Source organism: Streptomyces lincolnensis (assembly GCF_001685355.1).
Taxonomy (GTDB): Bacteria; Actinomycetota; Actinomycetes; order Streptomycetales; family Streptomycetaceae; genus Streptomyces; species Streptomyces lincolnensis.
Genome location: NZ_CP016438.1, coordinates 5,723,613 through 5,747,760, shown reverse-complemented (window position 1 = coordinate 5,747,760; position 24,148 = coordinate 5,723,613). Strand labels below are relative to the sequence as shown.

Annotated in this window: 21 protein-coding genes; 12 read left to right on the top strand and 9 right to left on the bottom strand. The window is 71.6% G+C overall.

The window, feature by feature from the left end:
* Positions 1–14 precede the first annotated feature (14 nt).
* Complete coding sequence (locus SLINC_RS25675) at positions 15–947, bottom strand: Ppx/GppA family phosphatase (RefSeq protein ID WP_067437550.1); 933 nt, start codon at positions 945–947, stop codon at positions 15–17.
* A 71-nt stretch (positions 948–1,018) separates the two neighbouring features.
* On the opposite strand from SLINC_RS25675, the gene SLINC_RS25670 reads away from it, so the two are divergent.
* Positions 1,019–1,867, top strand: coding sequence for a DUF3109 family protein (locus tag SLINC_RS25670; RefSeq protein WP_067437548.1), 849 nt, complete (start codon positions 1,019–1,021; stop codon positions 1,865–1,867).
* A 74-nt stretch (positions 1,868–1,941) separates the two neighbouring features.
* On the opposite strand, the gene SLINC_RS25665 is transcribed toward SLINC_RS25670, so the two are convergent.
* Positions 1,942–3,699, bottom strand: coding sequence for a BACON domain-containing protein (locus SLINC_RS25665; RefSeq protein ID WP_067437546.1), 1,758 nt, complete (start codon positions 3,697–3,699; stop codon positions 1,942–1,944).
* A 216-nt stretch (positions 3,700–3,915) separates the two neighbouring features.
* On the opposite strand from SLINC_RS25665, the gene radA reads away from it, so the two are divergent.
* Positions 3,916–5,325: a DNA repair protein RadA gene (gene radA / locus SLINC_RS25660; protein WP_067437545.1), complete on the top strand. Its 1,410-nt coding sequence runs from the start codon at positions 3,916–3,918 to the stop codon at positions 5,323–5,325.
* 81 nt (positions 5,326–5,406) lie between these two features.
* Positions 5,407–6,531, top strand: a complete 1,125-nt coding sequence (gene disA, locus SLINC_RS25655) for a DNA integrity scanning diadenylate cyclase DisA (protein WP_067437543.1) — start codon at positions 5,407–5,409, stop codon at positions 6,529–6,531.
* A gap of 103 nt (positions 6,532–6,634) precedes the next feature.
* Here disA and SLINC_RS48860 read toward each other — a convergent pair whose 3' ends face one another.
* Positions 6,635–7,489 carry a hypothetical protein gene (locus tag SLINC_RS48860; RefSeq protein ID WP_079164726.1) on the bottom strand — a complete coding sequence of 285 codons (855 nt, stop codon included), beginning with the start codon at positions 7,487–7,489 and terminating at the stop codon, positions 6,635–6,637.
* 174 nt (positions 7,490–7,663) lie between these two features.
* Here SLINC_RS48860 and SLINC_RS25645 point away from each other — a divergent pair, with 174 nt between their 5' ends.
* On the top strand, positions 7,664–8,335 hold the full coding sequence (locus tag SLINC_RS25645; RefSeq protein WP_067437540.1) for a phosphatase PAP2 family protein: 672 nt from the start codon (positions 7,664–7,666) through the stop codon (positions 8,333–8,335).
* A gap of 78 nt (positions 8,336–8,413) precedes the next feature.
* On the opposite strand, the gene SLINC_RS25640 is transcribed toward SLINC_RS25645, so the two are convergent.
* Entirely contained in the window at positions 8,414–9,088 is a 675-nt protein-coding gene (locus SLINC_RS25640) for a response regulator transcription factor (protein WP_067437539.1), read from the bottom strand.
* On the bottom strand, positions 9,085–10,677 hold the full coding sequence (locus SLINC_RS25635) for a sensor histidine kinase (protein WP_079165162.1): 1,593 nt from the start codon (positions 10,675–10,677) through the stop codon (positions 9,085–9,087). The genes SLINC_RS25640 and SLINC_RS25635 overlap by 4 nt, the downstream gene beginning before the upstream one ends.
* A 256-nt stretch (positions 10,678–10,933) precedes the next feature.
* On the opposite strand from SLINC_RS25635, the gene SLINC_RS25630 reads away from it, so the two are divergent.
* The 5 genes from SLINC_RS25630 to cseC all read left to right on the top strand — a co-directional run bounded on the left by SLINC_RS25630 (position 10,934) and on the right by cseC (position 15,636).
* Positions 10,934–11,896 (top strand): HhH-GPD family protein, encoded by a 963-nt coding sequence (locus SLINC_RS25630; protein ID WP_067437537.1) that lies wholly within the window; start codon positions 10,934–10,936, stop codon positions 11,894–11,896.
* Between the two features lie 222 nt (positions 11,897–12,118).
* On the top strand, positions 12,119–12,658 hold the full coding sequence (locus tag SLINC_RS25625; protein WP_067437535.1) for a SigE family RNA polymerase sigma factor: 540 nt from the start codon (positions 12,119–12,121) through the stop codon (positions 12,656–12,658).
* A 119-nt stretch (positions 12,659–12,777) separates the two neighbouring features.
* Entirely contained in the window at positions 12,778–13,419 is a 642-nt protein-coding gene (locus SLINC_RS25620; protein ID WP_067445700.1) for a hypothetical protein, read from the top strand.
* A gap of 146 nt (positions 13,420–13,565) precedes the next feature.
* A complete protein-coding gene (gene cseB / locus SLINC_RS25615; protein WP_067437533.1) occupies positions 13,566–14,276 on the top strand; it encodes a two-component system response regulator CseB in 711 nt (236 codons plus the stop codon).
* Positions 14,277–14,292: 16 nt separating this feature from the next.
* Positions 14,293–15,636, top strand: coding sequence for a two-component system sensor histidine kinase CseC (cseC, locus tag SLINC_RS25610; protein ID WP_067437531.1), 1,344 nt, complete (start codon positions 14,293–14,295; stop codon positions 15,634–15,636).
* Between the two features lie 53 nt (positions 15,637–15,689).
* On the opposite strand, the gene SLINC_RS25605 is transcribed toward cseC, so the two are convergent.
* From SLINC_RS25605 to SLINC_RS25595, 3 genes are all read right to left on the bottom strand, one after another.
* Entirely contained in the window at positions 15,690–16,127 is a 438-nt protein-coding gene (locus tag SLINC_RS25605) for a VOC family protein (protein ID WP_067437529.1), read from the bottom strand.
* On the bottom strand, positions 16,124–16,609 hold the full coding sequence (locus tag SLINC_RS25600) for a helix-turn-helix transcriptional regulator (protein ID WP_067437528.1): 486 nt from the start codon (positions 16,607–16,609) through the stop codon (positions 16,124–16,126). Before SLINC_RS25600 ends, SLINC_RS25605 begins: the two co-directional genes overlap by 4 nt.
* Positions 16,610–16,736: 127 nt before the next feature.
* Positions 16,737–18,308, bottom strand: a complete 1,572-nt coding sequence (locus SLINC_RS25595; protein WP_067437526.1) for an MDR family MFS transporter — start codon at positions 18,306–18,308, stop codon at positions 16,737–16,739.
* A 142-nt stretch (positions 18,309–18,450) separates the two neighbouring features.
* Here SLINC_RS25595 and SLINC_RS25590 point away from each other — a divergent pair, with 142 nt between their 5' ends.
* Positions 18,451–19,059 carry a TetR/AcrR family transcriptional regulator gene (locus tag SLINC_RS25590; protein ID WP_067437524.1) on the top strand — a complete coding sequence of 203 codons (609 nt, stop codon included), beginning with the start codon at positions 18,451–18,453 and terminating at the stop codon, positions 19,057–19,059.
* A 21-nt stretch (positions 19,060–19,080) separates the two neighbouring features.
* On the opposite strand, the gene SLINC_RS25585 is transcribed toward SLINC_RS25590, so the two are convergent.
* A complete protein-coding gene (locus SLINC_RS25585; RefSeq protein WP_067437522.1) occupies positions 19,081–19,803 on the bottom strand; it encodes a M23 family metallopeptidase in 723 nt (240 codons plus the stop codon).
* Positions 19,804–20,115: 312 nt separating this feature from the next.
* On the opposite strand from SLINC_RS25585, the gene SLINC_RS25580 reads away from it, so the two are divergent.
* Together SLINC_RS25580 and SLINC_RS25575 are read left to right on the top strand one after the other, a co-directional pair.
* A complete protein-coding gene (locus SLINC_RS25580) occupies positions 20,116–23,250 on the top strand; it encodes an NACHT domain-containing protein (protein ID WP_067437520.1) in 3,135 nt (1,044 codons plus the stop codon).
* 117 nt (positions 23,251–23,367) lie between these two features.
* Positions 23,368–24,006: an HAD family acid phosphatase gene (locus SLINC_RS25575; protein WP_067437518.1), complete on the top strand. Its 639-nt coding sequence runs from the start codon at positions 23,368–23,370 to the stop codon at positions 24,004–24,006.
* Positions 24,007–24,148 lie beyond the last annotated feature (142 nt).

The following is a 24,148-nucleotide window of genomic DNA, read 5'->3' as shown; positions in this document are numbered from 1 at the left end:
GCCCCTTCAGGGCGCTACAGCGAGCCCATGTGATCAAGTCTGCGCAGGATTACGCCTTCCCTGAGGGCCCAGGGGCATATCTCGACCGTTTCCACGCCGAACAGGTCCATCGCGGCCTCCGCCACCAGGGCGCCGGCGAGGAGCTGGTTCGCGCGGCCCTCGGAGACCCCGGGGAGTTCCGCGCGCTGGTCGGTCGTCATGCCGGCCAGGCGCGGGACCCAGGCCTCCAGGGACTCGCGCTTGAGTTCGCGCTGGACGTAGAGGCCCTCGGCGGAGCGGGCGGCGCCGGCCAGGCGGGCGAGCTGTTTGAAGGTCTTGGAGGTGGCGACGACGTGGTCGGGGGCGCCGAAACGGCTGAACTCGCCGACCGTGCGGGCGATCTCGGTGCGGACGTGGCGGCGCAGGGCCCTGATCGCGTCGGGGTCGGGCAGATCGCCCGGGAGCCAGCCGGCGGTGAGGCGGCCCGCGCCGAGCGGGAGCGAGACGGCCGCGTCGGGCTCCTCGTCGATGCCGTAGGCGATCTCCAGGGAGCCGCCGCCGATGTCGAGGACGAGGAGCTTGCCCGCGGACCAGCCGAACCAGCGGCGGGCGGCGAGGAAGGTCAGGCGGGCCTCCTCGGCACCGGCGAGGACCTGGAGCTCAACGCCGGTCTCGGTCTGCACGCGCGCGAGGACGTCGTCGGCGTTGCTGGCCTCGCGCACGGCGGAGGTCGCGAACGGCAGCAGGTCCTCGACACCCTTGTCCTCGGCGGCCTGAAGCGCCTCGCGGACGACCGAGATCAGTTTGTCGACGCCCTCGGGGCCGATCGCTCCACCCTCGTCCAGGAGCTGGGCAAGGCGGAGTTCCACCTTGTGCGAGTGCGCGGGCAGGGGGCGTGCGCCCGGGTGTGCGTCCACCACCAGCAGATGCACCGTGTTCGATCCCACGTCGAGGACACCGAGTCTCATGTACGGAACGCTACTGCCAGCGGGCGGCTCGGCCGTCTCCGGAGGTGCCTGTGGAGACTTACCCTTGACCCGTGCCAAAGACGAAAAAGGCGAAGGCCGACAAATCCTCCACCGGTTCTTCGCAGCTGAAGCCACCGAAGCAGTCGAAGAAGGCGAAGCGGGCCCCGGCAGCGGACGAGACGGGGCTCGACTTCGCGCGCGCGTGGGTGGAGTTCCCTGATCCGGCGGACGACGAACAGGTCTTCCGCTGCGATCTGACATGGCTGACCTCTCGCTGGAACTGCATCTTCGGCAGCGGCTGCCAGGGCATCCAGGCCGGCCGCGCGGACGACGGGTGCTGCACTTTGGGCGCCCACTTCTCCGACGAGGACGACGAGAAGCGGGTCGCCGGCCATGTGGCCAGGCTCACTCCGGACATCTGGCAGTACCACGACGAAGGCACCCGAAACGGCTGGACCTCCGAGGACGAGGACGGCGACCGGCAGACCCGCCCCTTCCAGGGCTCCTGCATCTTCCAGAACCGGCCCGGCTTCGCGGGCGGCGCGGGCTGCTCGCTGCACATCCTCGCCCTGAAGGAGGGCCGCGAGCCCCTGGAGACCAAGCCGGACGTCTGCTGGCAGCTCCCGGTGCGACGGACCTACGACTGGATCGACCGGCCCGACGACACCCGCGTCCTCCAGGTGTCCATCGGGGAGTACGACCGGCGCGGCTGGGGCCCGGGCGGCCACGACCTGCACTGGTGGTGCACGTCGGCGACCTCGGCGCACGGCGCGGGCGACCCGGTGTACGTCTCCTACCGGCCCGAGCTGATCGAGCTGATGGGCAAGGGGGGCTACGACCGTCTCGTGGAGCTGTGCGAGGAGCGCCTGGCCTCGCAGCTGCCGCTGCTGGCACCGCACCCGGCGGATCCCGTCGGCTGACACCGACCGGCCTGCGCGGGGCCGCGCGGGAACGGCGCGCGGGCGGCACCGACGGTGGTGACCACCCACGCGCGCTACGACGTGGACGGGCTGGGGTCGCCGCCGTCGGACGGCGGCGGCGTCGGGCTTCCCGGGTCGGACGGCGCCGGGTCGCTCGGGGTCGGCTCCGGGTCCGACGACGGGGGCGGGTCGGTCGGCGGAGGGTCGGAGGGCGGGGGTGTCGGGCCTCCCGGGTCTCCGGGATCGGAGGGACCGGGGTCGGACGGGGGCGGGTCGCTCGGGTCGCCGTGGCCGGGACCCGGGCCGGGATAGCCGGGGCCCGGGTTGCCGGGTACGGGGTCGGACGGGCCTGGTGCGGTGCCGTAGCCCTCGATGGAGACGACGGCGCCGGCGGGTGCGATCGCCACGCGCGCGTCCCAGGAGCCGGAGGGTTCGCGCAGCCGGTCGACGTACACCTTGATCGTCAACGATTCGCCCGGGGCGAGGGTTCCCGACGACTGGCTGAAGTAGAGCCAGTCCACCCCGGTGGTCGCCGACCAGCGCACCGGCGCGGAGCCGGTCGCGGTGAGGGTGATCAGGGTGGTGTCGCCGTCGTTGCCGGCCGCGACCTCCAGATGTCCGGCGCCCTTCCGCCCTGCTCCGGCGACGCTGATGACCTCCACCGAGACATCGGGCCTGTCGCCCTTGGTGAAGCGGCCGTCGGGCCTGGTGCTGGCGTTGCCGGCGTTCTCGTAGCCGCCGCCCGCCGCCTCGCCGCCCAGGGCGTCGGAGCCGTGTGCCTCGCTGGCACTGGCGGAGGTGCCGCCCGGGCCCTCGCCGGTCGGCGTGCCCCGGTAGGCGGCCCACAGGGCGAGCACGGGGGCGGCGACGACGGTGGCGACGACGGTCGTGGTGACGGCACGCGCGCGAAGGCGGTCCCTTCGCGCGGCGCGGTCCTTGGGGTCCATCGGGAAGCCGCGCCGGTCGAAGCGGGGCACGATGCCCCGCGCGCGTGGGAGGTGCGCCATCGCCATGCGCACGGCCGCACGGGGCGCCTGGAGGACGGGCAGCTCGGCGGGGGTGACGGCGGCACCGGGCCAACGGCCGGGCACCGCGCGCTCGGCGGTACGGCGGCAGCGCGGGCAGTCGTCGACGTGCCGGACGAGTTCGCGGCGCAGGGCCGTGCTGAGCACCAGCTGGTTGTCACCGGTGAGGCGGGCCACGCTCGGGCAGCCGCCCGTCTCGACGACGGCGAGCGCCGCGCGGGTCCGCTCGACCTCGCAGGCGGCGGAGGACAGCAGCTCGCGGGCGGCGGCCACGTCCAGGCCGAGAACGGCGGCGACCTCGTGGGCGGCGAGGTGGTGGCGGACGGCGAGTTCGAGGGCCTCGCGCTGCTCCGGGCTGGTGCCGGCGGCCTCCGGCCAGGCGAGCAGGGCGAGTTCACGGTGCCGCTGTTCCCGGGCCTCCTCGGAGACGGGCGGGGTCGGAGGCTGCTCCTTCTCGGCGCCGGATCGCCCCGCCGCGTGGGTGGCCTGACGTTTCTGCTTGGCCTCGGCCAGCTTGCGCAGGCACGCCCAGCGGGCCAGGGCGTACAGCCAGGCCCTGCGGTCCCCGGCCGCGTCCGGGCCGCGGCGTTTCTCGGCGAGCGCGAGGACGTCGCCCAGAGCGTCGGTCGCGGTGTCGTGGTCGCACAGTACGGACAGGCAGTAGGTGAACAGGCCGTCGAGGTACGGCTCGTAGCGCGCGGGCGGGCGTTGCGCCAGCGTCCGCGCCGCCGCGCGGTCGCGCCCCTCACGGTGCGCCCGGTGTGCGCCGGTGGCGCGGGTCGAGGTCTCCGGACTGCTGCTCATCACCCGTGGACCGTAGGGGGCGCGTGATGACCCGTTCTCTCCCCTTGAGCACTTTTAATCCGTACGGGTGAAACGATCCCTCAATCGGGGACGGGAACGGCTCGTTCCATGGCCGGTTCCCGACGGGAGTGGCTTGTTCGGGGCGTGGTGACGGCGCTCCTCCGGGCGGCCGGACGGCCGCCGGCCGGGAATGTCAGTGGCGGCGGTTACGGTTCGTGCATGGCCACCCGTACCAAGACCGCCAAGGACCGTCCGTCCTACCGCTGCACCGAGTGCGGCTGGCAGACGGCCAAGTGGCTCGGCCGCTGCCCGGAGTGCCAGGCCTGGGGGACGGTCGAGGAGTACGGCGCGCCCGCCGTCCGTACGACGACACCGGGCCGCGTCACCACCTCCGCCGTGCCCATCGGCCAGGTCGACGGCAGGCAGGCGACCGCCCGCTCCACCGGGGTGCCCGAGCTGGACCGGGTGCTCGGCGGCGGGCTGGTGCCCGGTGCCGTGGTGCTGGTGGCGGGCGAGCCCGGCGTGGGCAAGTCCACCCTGCTCCTGGACGTGGCGGCCAAGTCGGCGAGCGAGGAGCACCGCACGCTGTATGTGACCGGCGAGGAGTCGGCCAGCCAGGTCCGGCTGCGCGCCGACCGCATCAAGGCGATCGACGACCACCTGTATCTCGCCGCCGAGACCGACCTGGCCGCCGTGCTGGGCCACTTGGACGCGGTGAAGCCGTCCCTGCTGATCGTCGACTCCGTGCAGACGGTGGCCTCCCCGGAGATCGACGGCGCGCCCGGCGGTATGGCCCAGGTGCGCGAGGTGGCCGGCGCGCTGATCCGGGCCTCCAAGGAGCGCGGGATGTCGACGCTCCTTGTGGGCCATGTCACCAAGGACGGGGCGATCGCGGGCCCGCGCCTGCTGGAGCACCTCGTGGACGTGGTGCTGTCCTTCGAGGGCGACCGGCACGCGCGCCTGCGCCTCGTACGCGGCGTCAAGAACCGCTACGGCACGACGGACGAGGTCGGCTGCTTCGAGCTGCACGACGAGGGCATCATCGGCCTCGCCGACCCCAGCGGACTGTTCCTGACCCGCCGCGCCGAACCGGTCCCCGGCACCTGCCTGACCGTCACCCTGGAAGGCCGCCGTCCGCTGGTCGCCGAGGTCCAGGCGCTCACGGTCGACTCCCAGATCCCCTCACCCCGGCGGACCACGTCCGGCCTGGAGACCTCCCGGGTCTCGATGATGCTCGCGGTACTGGAGCAGCGCGGCCGGATCAGCGCCCTGGGCAAGCGGGACATCTACTCGGCGACGGTGGGCGGTGTGAAGTTGTCGGAGCCCGCCGCGGACCTGGCCGTGGCGCTCGCCCTGGCGTCCGCGGCCAGCGACACCCCACTGCCGAAGAACCTCGTCGCGATCGGCGAGGTCGGCCTCGCGGGCGAGGTCAGACGGGTCACGGGCGTGCAGCGGCGGCTCGCCGAAGCCCACCGTCTGGGCTTCACCCACGCGCTCGTGCCGGGTGATCCGGGCAAGGTCCCGGCAGGCATGAAGGTCCTGGAAGTCGCGGACATAGGAGAGGCTCTGAGAGTCCTTCCGCGCTCGCGTCGCAGAGAGGCCCCACGGGACGACGAGGAGCGCCGGTAGACTTTGCCCTGGTCTCGCCCGTCCGTACGAACAGCTTGTGCGAAAGGGGAGCGCCCCAGATCCTGCGACCGGAGGAGTGCAGTGGCAGCCAACGACCGGGCAGCAGCTCCCGGAAAGTCCGGTGGGAGCTCCGGTGCCGATGGCCTGATGCGCGCCTCATTGAGCGCCGTGGCACCCGGCACCGCGCTGCGCGACGGCCTCGAACGGATCCTCCGCGGCAACACCGGCGGTCTCATCGTGCTCGGCTCCGACAAGACCGTCGAAGCGATGTGCACGGGTGGATTCGTCCTGGATGTCGAGTTCACCGCGACGCGCCTCAGGGAGCTGTGCAAGTTGGACGGCGGCATCGTGCTGTCCTCCGACCTGTCGAAGATCCTGCGGGCCGGCGTCCAGCTGGTACCCGACCCGACGATCCCCACCGAGGAGACGGGCACGCGGCACCGGACGGCTGACCGCGTCTCGAAACAGGTCGGTTTCCCAGTGGTCTCCGTCTCCCAGTCCATGCGGCTCGTCGCCCTCTACGTCGACGGCATGCGCCGCGTCCTGGAGGACTCGGCGGCGATCCTCTCCCGCGCCAACCAGGCCCTCGCCACCCTGGAGCGCTACAAGCTCCGCCTCGACGAGGTCGCCGGCACGCTGTCCGCGCTGGAGATCGAGGACCTGGTGACCGTCCGGGACGTCTCGGCCGTGGCCCAGCGTCTGGAGATGGTCCGCCGCATCGCCACCGAGATCGCCGAGTACGTCGTCGAACTCGGCACCGACGGACGACTCCTGGCGCTCCAGCTGGACGAGCTGATCGCCGGTGTGGAGCCCGAGCGCGAACTGGTCGTCCGGGACTACGTCCCCGAGCCCACCGCGAAGCGCTCCCGCACGGTCGAGGAAGCCCTGTACGAACTCGACGCGCTCTCCCACGCCGAACTCCTGGAGCTTCCCACGGTGGCGCGCGCCCTGGGCTACACCGGATCACCGGAGGCCCTCGACTCGGCCGTCTCCCCGCGCGGCTTCCGCCTCCTGGCCAAGGTCCCGAGGCTTCCCGGCGCCATCATCGACCGCCTGGTGGAGCACTTCGGCGGCCTGCAGAAGCTGCTCGCGGCAAGCGTGGACGACCTCCAGACGGTGGACGGCGTGGGCGAGGCCCGGGCCAGGAGCGTCCGCGAGGGCCTGTCGAGGCTGGCGGAGAGCTCGATCCTGGAGCGGTACGTGTAGGGGCGGCTCGCCCGCCCCTGCTCAATCCCGCCGTAGCCGCGGGCAGTCGTGCCGCCGGAGCGGCGCCGCGCCTGTCCCGCGGAGAGGTGCCGGGCGCCGACTCCTAGTCGTTCTCCAGCACGAACGAGGCCTGTACGGTCCCGAACCCCGGAGTCTTCGCCTCCACCAGGTACGTCCCCGCCGCGGCCGACCCCGCCGGAGGGGTCGCGCACTCGGGAGCGCTGGGCTTGCGGTCCCACTTCACGGTGTAGGTGATGCTGCTGCCGGCGGGCGCCCGGAACACCAGGTTCCCGGCCCCCGAGGGGCAGTCGGCGGAGGACCAGTAGTCGTCCTCGTCACCGGCCTGAGTGATCGTCACCACCGCGTTCTTCGGTCCGAGATCGACCTTGCAGTCACTGCCGGAGGAGTTCGTGGCGGTGAGGAGGAGGGCGGGCGTGTCACCGGGCCCGTACGTGTTGTGCTGGCTGCGCACGGTCAACTTCACCGAGCCGGCAGTACAGTTGGGAAGCGAGGTTCCCGCGGGAAGCGCATCGCCGCGCCCGACCCCGGCACCCGAGCCGCCACCGGCCGCACCCGCCCCGCCGGCGCCCCCGGAACCGGCTCCGGCGCCCGCCCCGGCCGTGGTCCCCGCGCCGCCCGAGCCGCCACCGGTCCCCGAACCGCCCCCGGACCCGGCCGACCCGGCTCCGCCGGAGTCCTCGCCGGGACTCGACTCGTCCCGTCCACCCGGCGCCTGACTGATCGCCGGCCCGGATCCGGACGGCCCCGGCGTGATCGTCGAGGGTGAGGGGTTCTTGTCGTTGGACCCGTCGGCACCGTTCTTGCCGCCACCGCCGCCGGACGTGACGATCCAGGTGATCAGCAGTGCCAACAGGGCGAGCACAGACGCCAGTACGGCCCTCCGTCGCCAGTAGATGGTGGAGGGAAGCGGCCCGACCGGATTGCGCAGAGATCCCACGGCGCAAACTGTACGAGAGATCGGCGCGTTCACCGGCCCCACCCGCCGCCAGGACTCACAACTTTTCCGGATCATCATCCCGGAACGGGCCGTCCCACCCCTGTCTTTCGTCAGGTGCGAGACCCGACGATCGCTGACTGTGATGGAACATGCCCGACGCCTACCGTCTGTGACATGAACTTCGAGGACGCGGAGCTCTACCGCGACATCACCGACACCGCCCGGGACACCCCTTCGTGGGTACAACACGCGGCCGAGATATGGACGGAGGCCGGCCTCCTGGTCTTCGTCGCGCTCTTCGCGGCGGTCTGGTGGCGTGCCAGACGCGACAGCACCCAGGCGTTCGCGATCGCGGCCCTTGCACCTCTGGCCACGGCCGTGGCGTATGTGTGCAGTGAAGTGGTCAAGTCCGGTGTCGCGGAGGACCGTCCGTGCCGTGCCGTCACCGACGCCGCATCGTCCCTGGCGGCCTGTCCACCGCACGGCGACTGGTCCTTCCCCAGCAACCACGCCACCATCGCGGGCGCTTCGGCCGTCGCCCTGGCGCTGGTCCGCCGCACGCTCCTGTGGCTGGCGGCCCCGTTGGCTCTCCTCATGGCCTTCTCCCGGGTCTTCGTCGGCGTGCACTACCCGCACGACGTGGCCGCGGGGCTCGCCCTGGGAGCGCTCTGCGCCTTCGCCCTCATACGGCTGAGCACGGGCCCGGCGATACGCCTGGCCGAGGCGATGCGCTCCTCCTCGGCACCCGCCGTGCGGTGGTTCACCGGCCCCGGCCCGGCCACACCCCCCGCGCACGCGGCGAACACAGCACACACCACACCCCGGCAACCCACCCGGCACCGCTGAACCTCACGACGTGGGAACAGCAGGTACAGCGGGATCAGCACAGGAACTCAGGACGGCGATGCCCTCACACCCGACGCCTCACGACTCCACCAGCCCCGCCTCGTACGCCACGATCGCCGCCTGCACCCGGTTGCGGACGCCCAGCCGGTCGAGGACCGCGCTCACATACGCTTTCACCGTGCCTTCGACCAGATGCAGCCGGGCGGCGATCTCGGGGGTGGACAGACCGGCGCCGACGAGGCCCAGCACCTCCCGTTCGCGCGGGCTGAGTTCCTGGACGCGGGCGCGGGCGGCGGCCTCGCGGGCCAGGCGCCGGGCACCGCCCGCCTCTCCCCCGCCGGCCAGACCGTCGATGACATAGCGCGCGACCTTCGGCGAGAGGAAGGCACCACCGCCCGCGACCGCCCGGACCCCCGCGATCAGTTCGTACGGATCACCGGACTTGAGGAGGAAACCGGTGGCACCGCCACCCAGCGCACGGGCCACGTAATCCTGTTCGGAGAAGGTGGTGAGCATGGCGACCGCGGTGCCGGGGACCGCTTGCACGATCTGCTCGGCCGCGGCGAGTCCGTCCAGGCGCGGCATACGGACGTCGAGCAGGGCCACGTCCGGACGGTGGGCACGGGCCAGTTCGACCGCCTCCCGTCCGTCGCCCGCCTCGGCGACGACCTCCGTCCCGCCGTCGCTCGCCAGGATGGCCCGCACTCCCGCGCGGACCATCGCCTCGTCGTCAGCCAGCAGTACGCGGATCATCCTGCGAACTCCTCGTATTCCTCGAGTCCCTCGCCGGAGAATCCGACGCCGGGGATCACATCCTTGGCCACGAGCCGCCCTTCGCTGTCGAAGCACAACCTGAAGTGGTCGACGGAGACGAAGAGTTCACCGCTCGCCCGGTAGTAACGGCAGTCGGCGCCCGGGGGTGGCGGTGACGGGGCTCGTTCGGCGGGGGCGTCGCGGGCGGTGTGGTCCGGCAGGGCGGAGGCCATCTGCCGCGCGGTGTCGCCCAGGCGGAGCTGAGCGTAGGCGGTGGGCTGGAGGACCGAGTGGGTCTCCGTGTACGCGTACCAGGCGAAGGCGCCGCCGATCAGGGCGAGGCCCGCGCAGGCGACGACTCCGATGGTGACGGCGACACGGCGGCGGGCGCGGACGAAAGGAGCCGAGGAGGCCGTGGGCCGGGGTGCCGTGGAGGCAGGGTGTGCGGGGATGTGGGCCCGGACGCGGAAGCCGTCTTGGTGCGGGCCCGCCCTGAAGGTGCCGCCGGTCGCGGTGACGGCCGCGCGCAGGCCGAGCAGGCCCGAGCCGGAGCCTTCCGTGGTGGTGTCGGAACTCCTGTGAACGGCCGGCCCGTTGGTGACGGTGACCGTCGTGCCGTCGTCCTCCTCCGTCGCCGCGACGGTCACCGAGGCACCGGGGGCGTGGCGGGCCGCGTTGGTCAGGGCCTCGCGCACCACCCGGTGCAGGAGGCGCTCGGCGACACCGCCCGGCGGTACGGCCGTAGGGGGCCCCGCCGCTTCCCAGCGCACCGGCAGGCCCGAGTCGGCGGCGCGGGCGACGAGTTGTTCGATGGTCTCGCCGGCGGGGGTCAGTGGCGACGGCTCGTCGTCCTCGCGCAGGACGCCGATGATGCGGTGCAGACGTTCCGTGGCGTCGGCGGCGGCCGAGCGGAGGTCCGCCGCGGCGGTCCGGTGGTGTGCGGGGAGGTCGGGGGCGACCTGGAGGGCGCCCGCGCGCAGGGCGATCAGGCTCAGTTCGTGGCCCAGGGAGTCGTGCATGTCCTGGGCGATCCGGGCCCGTTCGCGCAGGCGGGCTCGTTCCTCGGCGTTGCGCTGCTCGCCCTCCAGGCGGGCGGCCCGGGTCCAGCCGGCGGCGGCCAGTTCGCGGCTCTGGCGCCAGTGGCGTCCGCCGAGCCAGGGGAAGAGGCACAGGAACAGCAGGGTGCTCATCAGGACCACCACTTCCGGTGCCGGGTCGGTCCCGAGGAGGGCGATCTTGACGGTGCCCGCGCAGACCACGGCGAGGAAGAGGAGCGTGGCCGGCAGTACCCGGGGTGCGCGCAGGCCGAGCAGCAGGGCGAGGACGCAGAGGGAAGGAGCGTAGGAGACGGAGAACAGGGCGGGTTCGGTGATGAGGCTCAGGGCGGCGATCAGTCCGAAGGCGGTCAGGGGGTGCGGTCGGGCCGACGCGACCGCCACGGCGAGGACGGCCAGTGCGCACAGGAGCTCCCCGACGGGGCGCGGCTCGTTCAGCCCGAAGGTGTCCGCCGAGACCGGGGGCAGCGAAAGGGTCGCCCACAGCAGGAAGACGCTCAGGGCACGAACGCTCCGGGTACTGGGTTCTTCCATCCGCCCGACGCTACCGGCGCCCACGGGGGCGGCACCGCTGTCGATCGTCAGGTGTGCGGGGCAGGCCTCGGCGGCCCCGGTACCGCCGAGGTGCGCCCGGCCCCACACCCACAGAGGCGCCGTGGCCCCGCCTCGGCCCCGCCCCCGGCCGGAGCACCGGACCACCGGCGCACACCACCCCTTCCCGGGGACCACCCGACCGCGCGCCTGCCGGAACACACGACCGAACCCTTCGGCATGGCAGGCTAGGGAGGTCATGACTGCGCCCACGAAGCCCCCGCACGGCGGTCCCGCCGACGCCCTCTCCGCCTCTCCCCTCGGGGAGAAGAGCTCCCTCTCCGGCGAGCACCTGCACTCCCCCGTCATCGACTGGTTCGACGAGCACGCCCGCGATCTGCCATGGCGGCGGCCGGAGGCCGGGTCGTGGGGGGTGATGGTCAGTGAGTTCATGCTCCAGCAGACGCCGGTGAACCGTGTCCTGCCCGTCTACGAGCAGTGGCTGGCCCGCTGGCCGCGCCCGGCCGACCTCGCCGCCGACGCCCCCGGTGAGGCGGTCCGCGCCTGGGGCCGGCTCGGTTATCCGCGCCGCGCGCTCCGGCTGCACGGAGCGGCCGTCGCCATAACGGAACGGCACGGCGGGGACGTCCCGACGGAGCACTCCCAGCTGCTGGCGCTGCCCGGTATCGGTGAGTACACGGCGGCGGCGGTGGCCTCCTTCGCGTACGGGCAGCGGCACGCGGTGCTGGACACCAACGTCCGCAGGGTCTTCGCGCGGGCGGTCACCGGTGTGCAGTACCCGCCGAACGCCACCACGGCCGCCGAACGCAAGCTGGCCCGCGCGTTGTTGCCCGAGGACGAAGGGGTCGCCGCGCGGTGGGCCGCCGCGTCCATGGAGCTCGGCGCGCTGGTGTGCACGGCGAAGAACGAGACTTGTCACCGGTGTCCGATCGCCGCCCAGTGCGCCTGGCGGCTCGCGGGCAAGCCGGAGCACGAGGGCCCGGCGCGCCGGGGCCAGACGTACGCCGGCACGGACCGTCAGGTCCGCGGGAAGCTGCTCGCCGTGCTGCGTGAGGCCCACGGACCGGTGCCGCAGTCGGCCCTGGACCGGGTCTGGCACGAGCCGGTGCAGCGCGCCCGGGCGCTGGACGGTCTGGTGGCGGACGGTCTGGTGGAGCCCCTGCCGGGTGGTTTGTATCGGCTGCCGTTGACCCGGCTCTGAGGACAAATCCTCTATAGCGCCACTATTGGGGGCGTCGCTTTACCCGTTTCCTCCTTCCGTTACACAACCGACGGACAGCCGAGTGCCAGCCGCGCGCTGCTTCGGACAGCCCCGTGACAACACCTCCGTAACTTCATTCCCGTACCCGGCAGACCGGGGCGGTGAAGAAGGAATCCGACGGCGAGCGGGCCGGCGGACACGGGGATTCAGGAGGCGGTCCACATGGCGCAGGGCGAGGTGCTCGAGTTCGAGGAGTACGTCCGCACCCGGCAGGACGCGCTGCTGCGCAGCGCGCGTCGGCTGGTCCCGGACCCGGTGGACGCGCAGGACCTGCTCCAGACGGCGCTGGTACGGACGTACGGCCGTTGGGAGACCATCGAGGACAAGCGGCTCGCCGACGCCTACCTGCGCCGGGTCATGATCAACACCCGTACCGAGTGGTGGCGGGCGCGCAAGCTGGAGGAGGTGCCGACCGAGCAGCTTCCGGACGCCTCGGTCGACGACTCCACCGAGCAGCACGCGGACCGTGCCCTCCTGATGGACGTCATGAAGGTGCTCGCCCCCAAGCAGCGCAGTGTCGTCGTGCTGCGACACTGGGAGCAGATGTCCACGGAGGAGACGGCCGCCGCCCTCGGCATGTCGGCCGGAACGGTCAAGAGCACGCTGCACCGGGCGCTCGCCCGGCTCCGCGAGGAGCTGGAGGCCCGCGATCTGGACGCACGCGCGCTGGAGCGTGAGGAGCGGGAGCGTTGCGCGGCCTAGGAGGCGCTGAGGCCGGTGGCACCGGGCACGCGGACGCGGCCCCCGACACCGCGGGCGGCGCGAGCGGATATCCGTACGGCGTGAGCGGCGCCGGCGCGGGTTCCGAGCGCGTCGGACCCGTGCGGCCGGGGGCCGAGGCTGCCCGGGGGACCGTCCAGGCGGCGATCACGGCGGTGGCCGTGCTCGCCGCCCTCGCCCTTTTCGTGACCGCCTGCGGGACCGGCGGCACCGGGGCCCGCGACGAGGGCCCGGCACACGCCGACTCGGTGGCGGGCGCCGTGCCCTCCCCTTCCGCCTCTCCCACCCCCTCCCGGACCGCCGAGCAGGTGAACGCCGTCCGCCTCCTCAAGGACGACCCGAAGGTCTCCACGGAGGTCAAGAGCGAGCTGAAGCCCTGCGCCGGCGACGCCTACCCGGTCGACGTGTCGTACGGGGACCTGACCGGAGGATCGGCGGACGATGTCGTCGTCAACGTGCTGACCTGCGGTGACTCCGTAGGAGTGGGCTCGTACGTCTATCGCGAGCAGAGTGGTTCGTACCAGAATGTCTTTACGTCCGAGGAGCCCCCGGTCTACGCGGAGATCGACCGCGGCGCGCTGGTGGTGACGCGGCAGGTGTACGACAAGGGTGACTCGGTGACCAGTCCGTCCGGCGAGGAGGTGACCACGTATCTGTGGACCACCGACCACTTCAAGCGGCGGTACGGCACACGCACCGAGTGGGGCGACGCCGAGGGGCCGACGCCGGTGCCGGACAGTTGACCGGCAGCGGAACACCGGTGTGAACCGATCGGGTCCCACGGACCGATCATCCGGTGATGACACGACACCGGACGACACCACCCAGGACGGCACCAGCCGGGACGGCACGACGACACCACCCGAGACGGAGAGCAGAGAGCGGCGCGATGGCAGACCAGACCCACGTCCTGTTCGTCGAGGACGACGACGTCATCCGTGAGGCCACCCAGCTCGCCCTGGAGCGGGACGGCTTCGCGGTCACGGCCATGCCCGACGGGCTGTCCGGACTGGAGGCGTTCCGCGCGAACCGCCCCGACATCGCCCTGCTGGACGTCATGGTGCCCGGGCTCGACGGCGTGAGCCTGTGCCGTCGTATCCGGGATGAGTCGACCGTCCCGGTGATCATGCTGTCGGCGCGCGCCGACAGCATCGACGTCGTGCTCGGTCTGGAGGCGGGCGCCGACGACTACGTGACCAAGCCGTTCGACGGCGCGGTGCTCGTGGCCCGGATCCGCGCGGTGCTGCGCCGCTTCGGACACGCGAGCGGCGGCGACCGTACGGCGGAGGAAGCGACCACGTCGGGAGCCGGCGGCGGCCTGCTGACCTTCGGTGAGCTGGAGATCGACACCGAGGGCATGGAGGTGCGCAAGGCCGGCGAGCAGGTGGCGCTCACCCCGACCGAGATGCGGCTGCTGCTGGAGTTCTCCTCCGCGCCGGGCACGGTCCTGTCGCGGGACAAGCTGCTGGAGCGGGTGTGGGACTACGGCTGGGGCGGCGACACGCGTGTGGTCGACGTCCATGTGCAGCGGCTGCGGACCAAGATCGGCCAGGACCGGATCGAGACGGTCCGCGGCTTCGGCTACAAGTTGAAGGCCTGACAGGGGTATCAGCGGCATGCGGGGGAACCTTCGACGCCCGATGACGGCCCTCACGGACGGGCTGGGCCTGCGCACGGGCCTGAGATGGAAGCTCAGTGCCGCAATCGCGCTGGTCGGCGCGCTCGTCGCGATCGCGCTGAGCCTGGTCGTGCACAACGCGGCCCGGGTCTCGATGCTGGACAACGCGCGCGACCTCGCCGACGAGCGCATCCAGATCGCCCAGCGCAACTTCGACCTGTACCAGAAGCCCAACTTCCCCAACATCAAGGTCGACGACCCGACGCTGCCGCCGGCGCTGCGGGCCAAGGTCGAGCAGGGGCGCCGGGCGACCTATGTGACCGACCGGCCGGGCGGCGTGCCGGACATCTGGGCCGCCGTACCGGTCAAGGACGGGCGGGTGCTGTCGCTGCACACCGGGTTCACCGACCGCAGCACGGACATCCTCAACGACCTCGACCAGGCCCTGGTGATCGGCTCCATCGCGGTCGTCCTCGGCGGCAGCGCGCTCGGCGTGCTCATCGGCGGACAGTTCTCGCGGCGGCTGCGCAAGGCGGCGGCCGCGGCGGGCGAGGTCGCCAAGGGCGAGTCGAACGTACGGGTCCGGGACGCCATCGGCGGGGTCGTACGGGACGAGACCGACGACCTCGCGAGCGCGGTGGACGCGATGGCGGACACGCTGCGGCAGCGGCTGGAGGCCGAGCGGCGGGTCACCGCCGACATCGCGCACGAGCTGCGTACGCCGGTGACGGGACTGCTGACGGCGGCCGAGCTGCTGCCGCCCGGCCGGCCGACGGAACTGGTCCTGGACCGGGCCAGGGCCATGCGCAACCTCGTCGAGGACGTCCTGGAGGTGGCCCGTCTGGACGGCGCCTCCGAACGGGCCGAGCTTCAGGACCTCCTGCTGGGCGAGTTCGTCGCCCGGCGGGTCGCGGCCAAGGACCCGGAGATCGAGATCCGGGTGGTGCACGAGTCGGAGGTCACGACCGACCCGCGCCGGCTGGAGCGGGTGCTGTTCAACCTGCTCGCCAACGCGGCCCGGCACGGCAGACCGCCGATCCAGGTCACCGTCGAGGGCCGGGTCATCCGGGTCCGCGACCACGGCCCCGGTTTCCCCGAGCACCTGCTCGCCGAGGGCCCGAGCCGCTTCCGCACGGGCAGTGCCGACCGCGCCGGTCACGGCCACGGCCTCGGCCTCACCATCGCCGCCGGCCAGGCCAGGGTCCTGGGCGCCCGGCTCACCTTCCGCAACGTCCGCCCGGCCGGCGCCCCGGACCACGTACCGGCCGAGGGAGCGGTGGCGGTCCTGTGGCTGCCGGAACACGCCCCGACGAACACGGGCAGCTACCCGATGCTGCCGTGACCACGCCGTACCCACGCCGTACCCACAGGGACATACCGCTCAGCAGTCACCGCTCAGCAGTCGAGGTCCTTGGAGAAGTCCAGTTCCTCGCTGCGCTGGGTCAGCGAGTACCAGTTGCCGTTGTCGTCACGGAAGATCGCCTCGATGCCGTACGGCCGTTCCTGCGGCTCCTGGAGGAACTCCACCCCGCGTGCCCTGAAGGTCTCGTAGTCACCACGGCAGTCGTCCGTGCGGAAGGCCCCGGCGCCGATCACGCCCTTGCCAACGAGTTTCTTCAGCGCGTCGGACGACTCGGGGTCGAGTCCCGGGCCGTCCAGGCTCATCAGGGCCAGCTCGACACCGGGCTGGTCCTTCGCGCCGACGGTGATCCACGTCATGTCGCCCATCGCGATGTCGTGGCGCACCTCGAAGTCGAGCTTCTCGGTGAAGAAGGCCTTGGTCCGCTGCTGGTCGAAGGTCCATACGGTGGTGATGCCGAGGCCCTTGATCATGGCTCTGCGCTCCTGTCCGGGGCGGTCGCTTCCTGTTCGTCACCGTAGGCGGAGCCGTCCCCGGCGCGCTTCTTCAAAGTTGCGGACCTCGCCGTGGGGAAGCCGCCGGCCCACAGCATCGCGTAGCACCCGGGGATCAGGGAGGCGCCTCGGCCCACGTGCTGGACGCGGTACTCGCTCGGTGTCAGTCCGGTGCGCGCCTTGAAGCGGGCCGAGAAGGTGCCGAGGCTGCTGAAGCCGACCAGGTGGCAGATCTCGGTGACCGTGAGATCGGCGCCGCGCAGCATCTCCTCGGCGCGCTCGATGCGGCGGTGGGTGAGGTACTGACCGGGCGTCTCGCCGTACGCCGCACGAAAGGCCCGTAGGAAGTGGTAGCGCGAGTAGCCCGCGTGTGCGGCCACCGCGGCCAGGTCGAGTTCGGGGTCGGCCCAGTCGCGGTCCATGGCGTCCTTGGCGAGACGCAGCTGCCGCGTCGTGTCCATAGGGCCGATGGTGGCACGTGGCTCCGACAATCGCGGCGCGACCTTGAGAGCCGACGGGAAGGTCGGGCAGCGGAAAGGCCCCCCGGGGCGGACACCGTCCGGGTGGGGGCCTTCGCTCGCTACGGGGTCAGACCGCCTCTGCCACCGGCGCCTTCGCGTCCGCGTTCTCCTCGGAAGCCGTCGGTCCCGCTCCCTTCAGCGGAACCTCCTTCACGAACACCGCCGCCACCAGCGCGGCCACCGCCACCACGGCCCCCAGCAGGAACGCCGAGTGCGTACCGGCGGACACCGCGTGCTGGTACGCCTCGCGCACCGCCTCGGGAAGCTTCTCCAGGCCCTTGGCGTCCAGTTGCGCGGACTGCTCGGTCACCTTGGAGCCCAGCGCTCCGCCGCGCTCGGCCATGACGTCCTGGACCCGGTTGTTGAACAGTGCGCCCATGATGGCGACGCCGAAGGAGGAGCCGAGGGTGCGGAACAGGGTGGTGGACGAGGACGCGACGCCCATGTCCTTCATCTCCACGCTGTTCTGCGCGACCAGCATGGTGATCTGCATCAGGCAGCCCATGCCGAGGCCGACGACGGCCATGAAGAGGCCGGACGTGACCCGCGAGGTCCCGGTGTCCATGGTGGACAGCAGGTACAGCCCGACGACCATCAGCGCGCCGCCGGCGACCGGGAAGACGTAGTACCTGCCCGTGTTGGTGGTCACTCGTCCCGCCACCATCGAGGTCACCAGCATCGCGCCGAGCATCGGCAGGAGCAGCAGTCCGGAGTTGGTCGCGGACGCGCCCTGCACGGACTGCTGGTACAGCGGCAGGAAGAGGGTCGCGCCGAACATCACGAAGCCGGTGACGAAGCCGATGAGCGACATCAGCGTGAAGTTGCGGCTGCGGAAGATGTGCAGCGGCACGATCGGCTCGACGGCCTTGGTCTGCCAGAACACGAACCCGACGAGCGAGGCGACACCGAGGGCGATGAGCTCCATGATCCGCGTGGACGTCCAGGCGTACTCCGTGCCGCCCCAGGTCGTCACCAGCACGATGGAGGTGATGCCGACCGTCAGCAGCGCGGCGCCCAGGTAGTCGATGCGGGCCTGCGAGCGCTTCTTCGGCAGGTGCAGTACGGCGCCGACGAGGGCCAGCGCCACCGCTCCGAGCGGCAGGTTGATGTAGAAGGACCAGCGCCAGCCCCAGTTGTCGGTGATGGTGCCGCCGACCAGCGGGCCGCCGATCATCGCCAGCGCCATCACGGCGGCCATCATGCCCTGGTATTTGCCCCGCTCCCGCGGCGGGATCAGGTCACCGATGATCGCCATGACGCCGACCATCAGACCGCCTGCGCCCAGACCCTGCACGGCCCGGAATCCGATCAACTCGCCCATGTTCTGCGCCATGCCGCTGAGCGCGGAGCCGATCAGGAACAGCACGATCGAGGTCATGAAGACGTTCTTGCGGCCGTACATGTCGCCGAGCTTGCCCCAGATCGGGGTGGAGGCCGCGGTGGCCAGCGTGTAGGCCGTCACGACCCACGCCAGGTGTTCGAGCCCGCCGAGATCGCCCACGATCGTCGGCATCGCGGTGCCGATGATCATGTTGTCCAGCATCGCGAGCATCATCGCGATCATCAGGGCGAGCAGGACGACCCGCACGCTCCTCGGTTGTTCGTCCGGCTCCGTCTCGACCGTCTTGGTGTCCGCCATCGTCTCCACTCCCCTTGGCCTTGCGGTACTGCCCCCGCCGCGCCACTTACTTGCCGACCGGCTAGTTGTCTACACTGGGGAAGGTAGAGCCGTAACTAGCCGGGCGTCAAGTAAGTTTTATGGAAAGCCGAGGAACGCGAGGATGGGCGGCACCATGGACGGCATGAAGCAGCAGCGCCGCGGCAACACCCGCCAGCGCATCCAGGACGTCGCGCTCGAACTCTTCGCGGAGCAGGGCTACGAGAAGACCTCGTTGCGCGAGATCGCCGAGCGCCTGGACGTCACCAAGGCGGCGCTCTACTACCACTTCAAGACGAAGGAAGAGATCCTCGTCAGCCTCTTCGAGGACCTGACGCGGCCGATCCGCGAGCTCATCGACTGGGGCAGCCGGCAGCCGCCCACCCTGGAGACGAAGCAGGAACTCGTACGCCGATACAGCGAGGCCCTGGCCGGCGCCGCACCGCTGTACCGCTTCATGCAGGAGAACCAGGCGACGGTACGGGAACTGCGGATCGGCGAGACCTTCAAGGAGCGCATGCAGGGCCTGCGCGACATCATGATCGACCCGAAGGCGGACCTGGTCGACCAGGTCCGCTACGTCAGCGCGATCTTCACCCTGCACGCGGGGATGTTCCTCCTCCAGGACCTCGACGGCGACGCCGAGGACAAGCGCAAGGCGGTCCTGGAGGTCGCGGCGGACCTCGTCACCCGGGCCCACGAAGGGAGCCGGCGGGCCAAGGAATCCTCCTAGGCCTGCTGCGAAGGCCCCGCCTCAGAGGGTGACGCCTTTGCCCCGCAGGAACGCCACCGGGTCGATGGCCGAGCCGTAGTTCGCGGACGTACGGATCTCGAAGTGCAGGTGGGGGCCGCTGGAGTTGCCGGTGTTGCCGGACAGGGCGATGCGCTGGCCGGTCCGGACGATCTGGCCGACCTTGACGTCGACGCGGGACAGGTGCGCGTACTGCGAGTACGTGCCGTTGCCGTGCTTGATGACGACGGCGTTGCCGTAGGCGGGGCCGTCACCGGCACCGTTGGAACCGGCCTTGGCCACGGTGCCGCCGTGCGCGGCCACCACGCGGGTGCCGCTGGAGACGGCGAAGTCCTGGCCGCTGTGGGTGGACTGCCACATGCCGCCGGACTGGGCGAAGCTCGCGGACAGCGTGTACTGCTTCACCGGGTCGACCCAGGAGGCCTTCCGCGCCGCGCCGGCCCTGGTAGCCCGGGCCTTCCTCGCGGCCTTCGCCTTCTTGACGGCATCGGCCTTCTTGGCGGCGGTCTTCTTCGCGGCGGCCGCCTTCGCCTGCGCGGCGGCCTGCGCCTGGACGGCACTGGCGGCACCGGCCGCACTGGAGGCGGTGGTCGCGGAGGTGGCGTCGGCGGCCACCGCACCCCCGGCCCCCAGTACGACCGACGCCCCCAGACCGACGGCCAGGACAGTCGCACGGGCACGGAGGAGGGACGTACGGGAAGAGCGGAACGGGACGCGCGGGGTCATCGAGAACCTCATGGGGACGGGGACAGAAAGACCACCCCGCGTCAGGCACCCGCCGGATGGACCACCCCTTGGTAACCGCTGACCCCACCCACCCCCAAAAACGTGATCTACGACGAAAGCTAGTACTTATAGGCGAAACACCCCTCTTAGTTCTGCTTATGCACCTTTCGCTCCACACCCGCCGCTTCCACTATTCCCCGTAGTAACGGACAAATCGCCTGTGCGGCATGTCACCGAACGTCAAGATCGAACACCGCCGAATGTGACGGCCACTACGCTGCTGCCCGGCACAGAGGCTCAGGGGGAGGCCACGTGGATCCGACGGTCATCGGCACCAGGCTCGCGTCGAGCGTGGTGGGTCCGCTGGTGAAGAAGCTGTTCGTCACCGAGACGTCCGGCGCAGGGCTGGTGGACAGGCCGGTCCGCATATCCGGCTTCGTCTCGTTCAGGGGCGAGAAGCGCACCCTCGACAGACCGGCGCTGGAGAAACTCTCCGCGGCCGTCGTCGGGCAGGCCCTGGAGACCGGCGAGCGCTCCGTCCCCACGGACGAGGAACCGGCCGTCGTCCACGCCCTCGCCGACACCCTGCACGCCCTCGGCGACCTCACCATGACGGACGTCCAGGCGGTCGAACTCGGCCACGAACTCCTCGCCGCCGCCCTCCGCAACGCGAGCGGCGATCCGGCCCGGCACCTCTCCTTCGACGCGAGCCTGTTCTACGGCAGGCTGCTGGACCTGGCCTGTCTGCACATCCTGCACTTCTTCACGCAGCGGTCCACCTTCGTCGCCCGCACGCTTGTCGAGCAGACCCGCAGGCAGAGCGAACTGATCGCCAAGGTCGACGAGTTGATCGCGCGCACCCCGCCGACCGGCGGCACGGACCCCGCCTTCGAGCAGCGCTACCTGGCCTACGTCACCACCAAGCACAGCCATCTCACGATCTACGGCATCGACCTGGTCAACACCCGCGCCCACTGGCCCCTGGACGCCGCCTACCTCAGCCTCCAGGCGCTGGGCCCCGACGCCGAGGGCGATCACGCGGCGGGCCCGGACGGGGCGCACATCGCCACCGCCGCCACCACGCTCCCGGCCGAACAGGCCCTCGCCGAGCACGACCGGGTGCTGCTGCGGGGCGTGGCCGGCTCCGGCAAGACGACCCTCGTGCAGTGGCTCGCGGTGACCGCGGCCAGGGGCGAGCGCGGCGACCGCGTCCCCTTCGTCCTGCCGCTGCGCACCCTCGCCCGCCGCGCCGACGGCTTCCCGGCCCCCGACGCCTTCCTGACCGCCGTACACGTGCCCTTCCACGCCAACCAGCCCGCCGGCTGGGCGGACCGCGTGCTCACCGCCCGCCGCGGGCTGCTCCTGATCGACGGCATCGACGAGATCCCGGAACGGGACCGCGAGCGCACCCGGCGCTGGCTGCGCGATCTGCTGGACGTCTATCCCGGCAACCAGTGGCTGGTCACCTCCCGCCCCTCGGCCGTACGGGAGGACTGGCTGACCCCCGACGGCTTCACCGAGCTGGCGCTGACGCCGATGGGCCAGGGCGACGTGGCCGCGTTCGTCGCCCGCTGGCACGCGGCGGCCCGCGCGGGCGCGCCGGAGGCCGAGCTGGAGCGCCTCGACGACTACGAGCGCGGTCTCCTCGACGCCGTCCGGACCAAGCCCGACCTCGGCCGGCTCGCCACCAACCCGCTGATGTGCGGCCTGCTCTGCGCCCTGCACCGCGACCGGCGCGGCTATCTCCCGCACGGCAGGCAGGAGTTGTACGACGCCGCCCTGTCGATGCTGCTCGCGCGCCGCGACGAGGAGCGGGACATGCTTCCGGAGCGGGACGGGATCCGTCTCACCGAGCTCCCCCAGATCCAGCTCCTCCAGCGCCTGGCGTACTGGCTGATCCGCAACAACCAGTCGGAGATGGACCGCGAGCGCGCCGAGCGCATCGTCGCCGACGTCCTGCCGTCCCTGCCGGCCGTGGCGGGGCAGGGCGACGCCACGGCCGTCCTGCGGCACCTCCTCGTCCGCAGCGGGCTGCTGCGTGAACCCACGGTCGGCACCGTCGAGTTCGTGCACCGCACCTTCCAGGACTATCTGGGCGCGAAGGCCGCGGTGGAGGACGGCGACTTCGGACTGCTCGTCCGGGGTGCCGTCGACGAGCAGTGGGCGGACGTGGTCCGGATGGCCATGGCGCACGCACGTCCGCGGGAACGGGCCGGGCTCCTCCGGGATCTGATCGACTCCGCCCGGCACCTGGACGGCCCCGCCGCCACCCGGGTACGGCTCCTGGCGCTGGCGTCACTGGAGCACGCCACGCAACTGGACCCGGCCGTCAGGGCCTTGGTGGAGCAGAACGCGGCCGCCCTCATCCCGCCCCGGACCACGGAGGAGGCCCGCGCCCTCGCCTCCGTCGGCCCGCTCGCCCTGGAGCTGCTGCCGGGTCCGGAGGGGCTGACCGACGAGGAGGCGCGGGCGGTCGTCGTCACGGGGTCCCTGATCGGTACGGAGGCGGCGGTGCCGGTGCTGGCGCGGTTCCGTTCGCATCCGGCCCTCGGGGTGCGGGCCCAACTCGCGTGGTCCTGGCACCGGTTCGGGACGCGGCGGTACGGCGAGGAGGTCATTGCCCATCTGCGGGAGGAGGGCCTGTTCTTCACCGCGCACTCCGGGGAACACCTGCGGATGCTGCGCGAGTTGGGCGGCAGGAGCGGCCTCCAGCTCGTCGGGGACATCGACCCGGCCGACATCGTCGATCCCGTCAACCCCGGCCGGGTGACCGAGCTCACCGTCCGCGACAACCTCAGGGTGCGGGATCTGGCCTTCCTCACGTCCCTGCACCGGCTCCACTACCTGGACATCAGCATGTGCCAGTACGTGGACGACCTGTCGCCTCTGGCCGGCCTTCCCCTCTCCTGGCTGTCGCTGGATCTCATGGGCGGTCTGCAGCGGCCGGGCGCCTTCCACACGCTGTCCGGGTCGGCGACCCTGAGCGATCTGGACATCGGAGTGCCCCTGATGGCCGAGTCCCTCGACGAGGCCCTCCCCGTCGATCTGCCCCTGCGCTATCTGCGCTTCACCAAGAACGCGCTCGCGACCACCGGGCTGCGCGGGCTGCACCGGTTCCGCACGCTGAAACAGCTGAGCCTGGCCACCCTCCTCGGCATGGCCCTCACCACCGAGGACTACGAGGAGATCGCCCGGCTTCCCGCACTCGAGCACCTGCACATCAACTGGGACCACCTCGGCTGGCACGGTCCGCCGCTGCCCGGCGTCACCACCCTCCGCCTCAACAACGTCCACGGCATCGAGGACTTCTCCCGGATCCCGGAGCTGTTCCCCGGCCTGCGCAAGATCATGATCGTCGCCGCGCCGGACACCGCGGAACTCCCCGATCCCCTCCTCGCGGCCCTCCCCGTCACCCCCACCATCGCCAGAGTCCACCGCTCTGTGTGACGCACGCCTCTAGCCACTTACCGTCCAGTAACCCTACGGTTCCCCTCGCGCCACCCTCACCAACAAGCATGCACGCGACAACTTCAGCGTGCACGGACGTGAGAGGAACCCCCACAGATGACCACAGGACGCCCTTGGGCGCGCCGCGCAGCCGTCACCGCCGTCTCCGCCGCCGCCCTCGTGGCGCTGGCCGTCCCCGCCGAGGCCGCGACGACGATCACGAGCACCTCCACGACCGCCACGGCCGCAGCGGCTGCCGAGGACGTCGACCACACCACCTGGCAGAAGGACTGCCAGGCCGTCATGGACCAGGCCCTGCCGTACCTGAAGCAGCGCATCGCCGCCACCAGGCCCGGTGAGAAGCAGGCGATCGTCCTCGACATCGACAACACCGCCCTGGAGACCGACTTCGGCTTCAGCTACCCGCAGCCGGCCAACAAGCCGGTCCTGAACGTCGCCCGGTACGCCCAGGACCACGGTGTCGCCGTGTACTTCGTGACCGCCCGCCCGGGCATCATCGCCTCGGTGACCGACTACAACCTCAAGCAGGTCGGCTACCGGGTCGCCGGCCTCCACGTGCGCAGCTTCTCCGACCTCTTCAAGGACGTCGCCGCGTACAAGACCGCCCAGCGCGTCGCCATCGAGTCGAAGGGCTACACGATCATCGCGAACATCGGCAACAGCGCCACCGACCTGTCGGGCGGCCACGCCGAGAGGACGTACAAGCTCCCCGACTACGACGGGCAGTTGTCCTGATCCGACGCCCGGCCCGGCTTCGGCCGGACGGCAGGCACACCCCGCGTGGGGCCGGTACCTTCGGGAACCGGCCCCACGCCGCGTTGCGGGCCTCGCGGCCGTGGACCCCGGCCGACCCGTCGACCGAGGGGGAACCCATGAG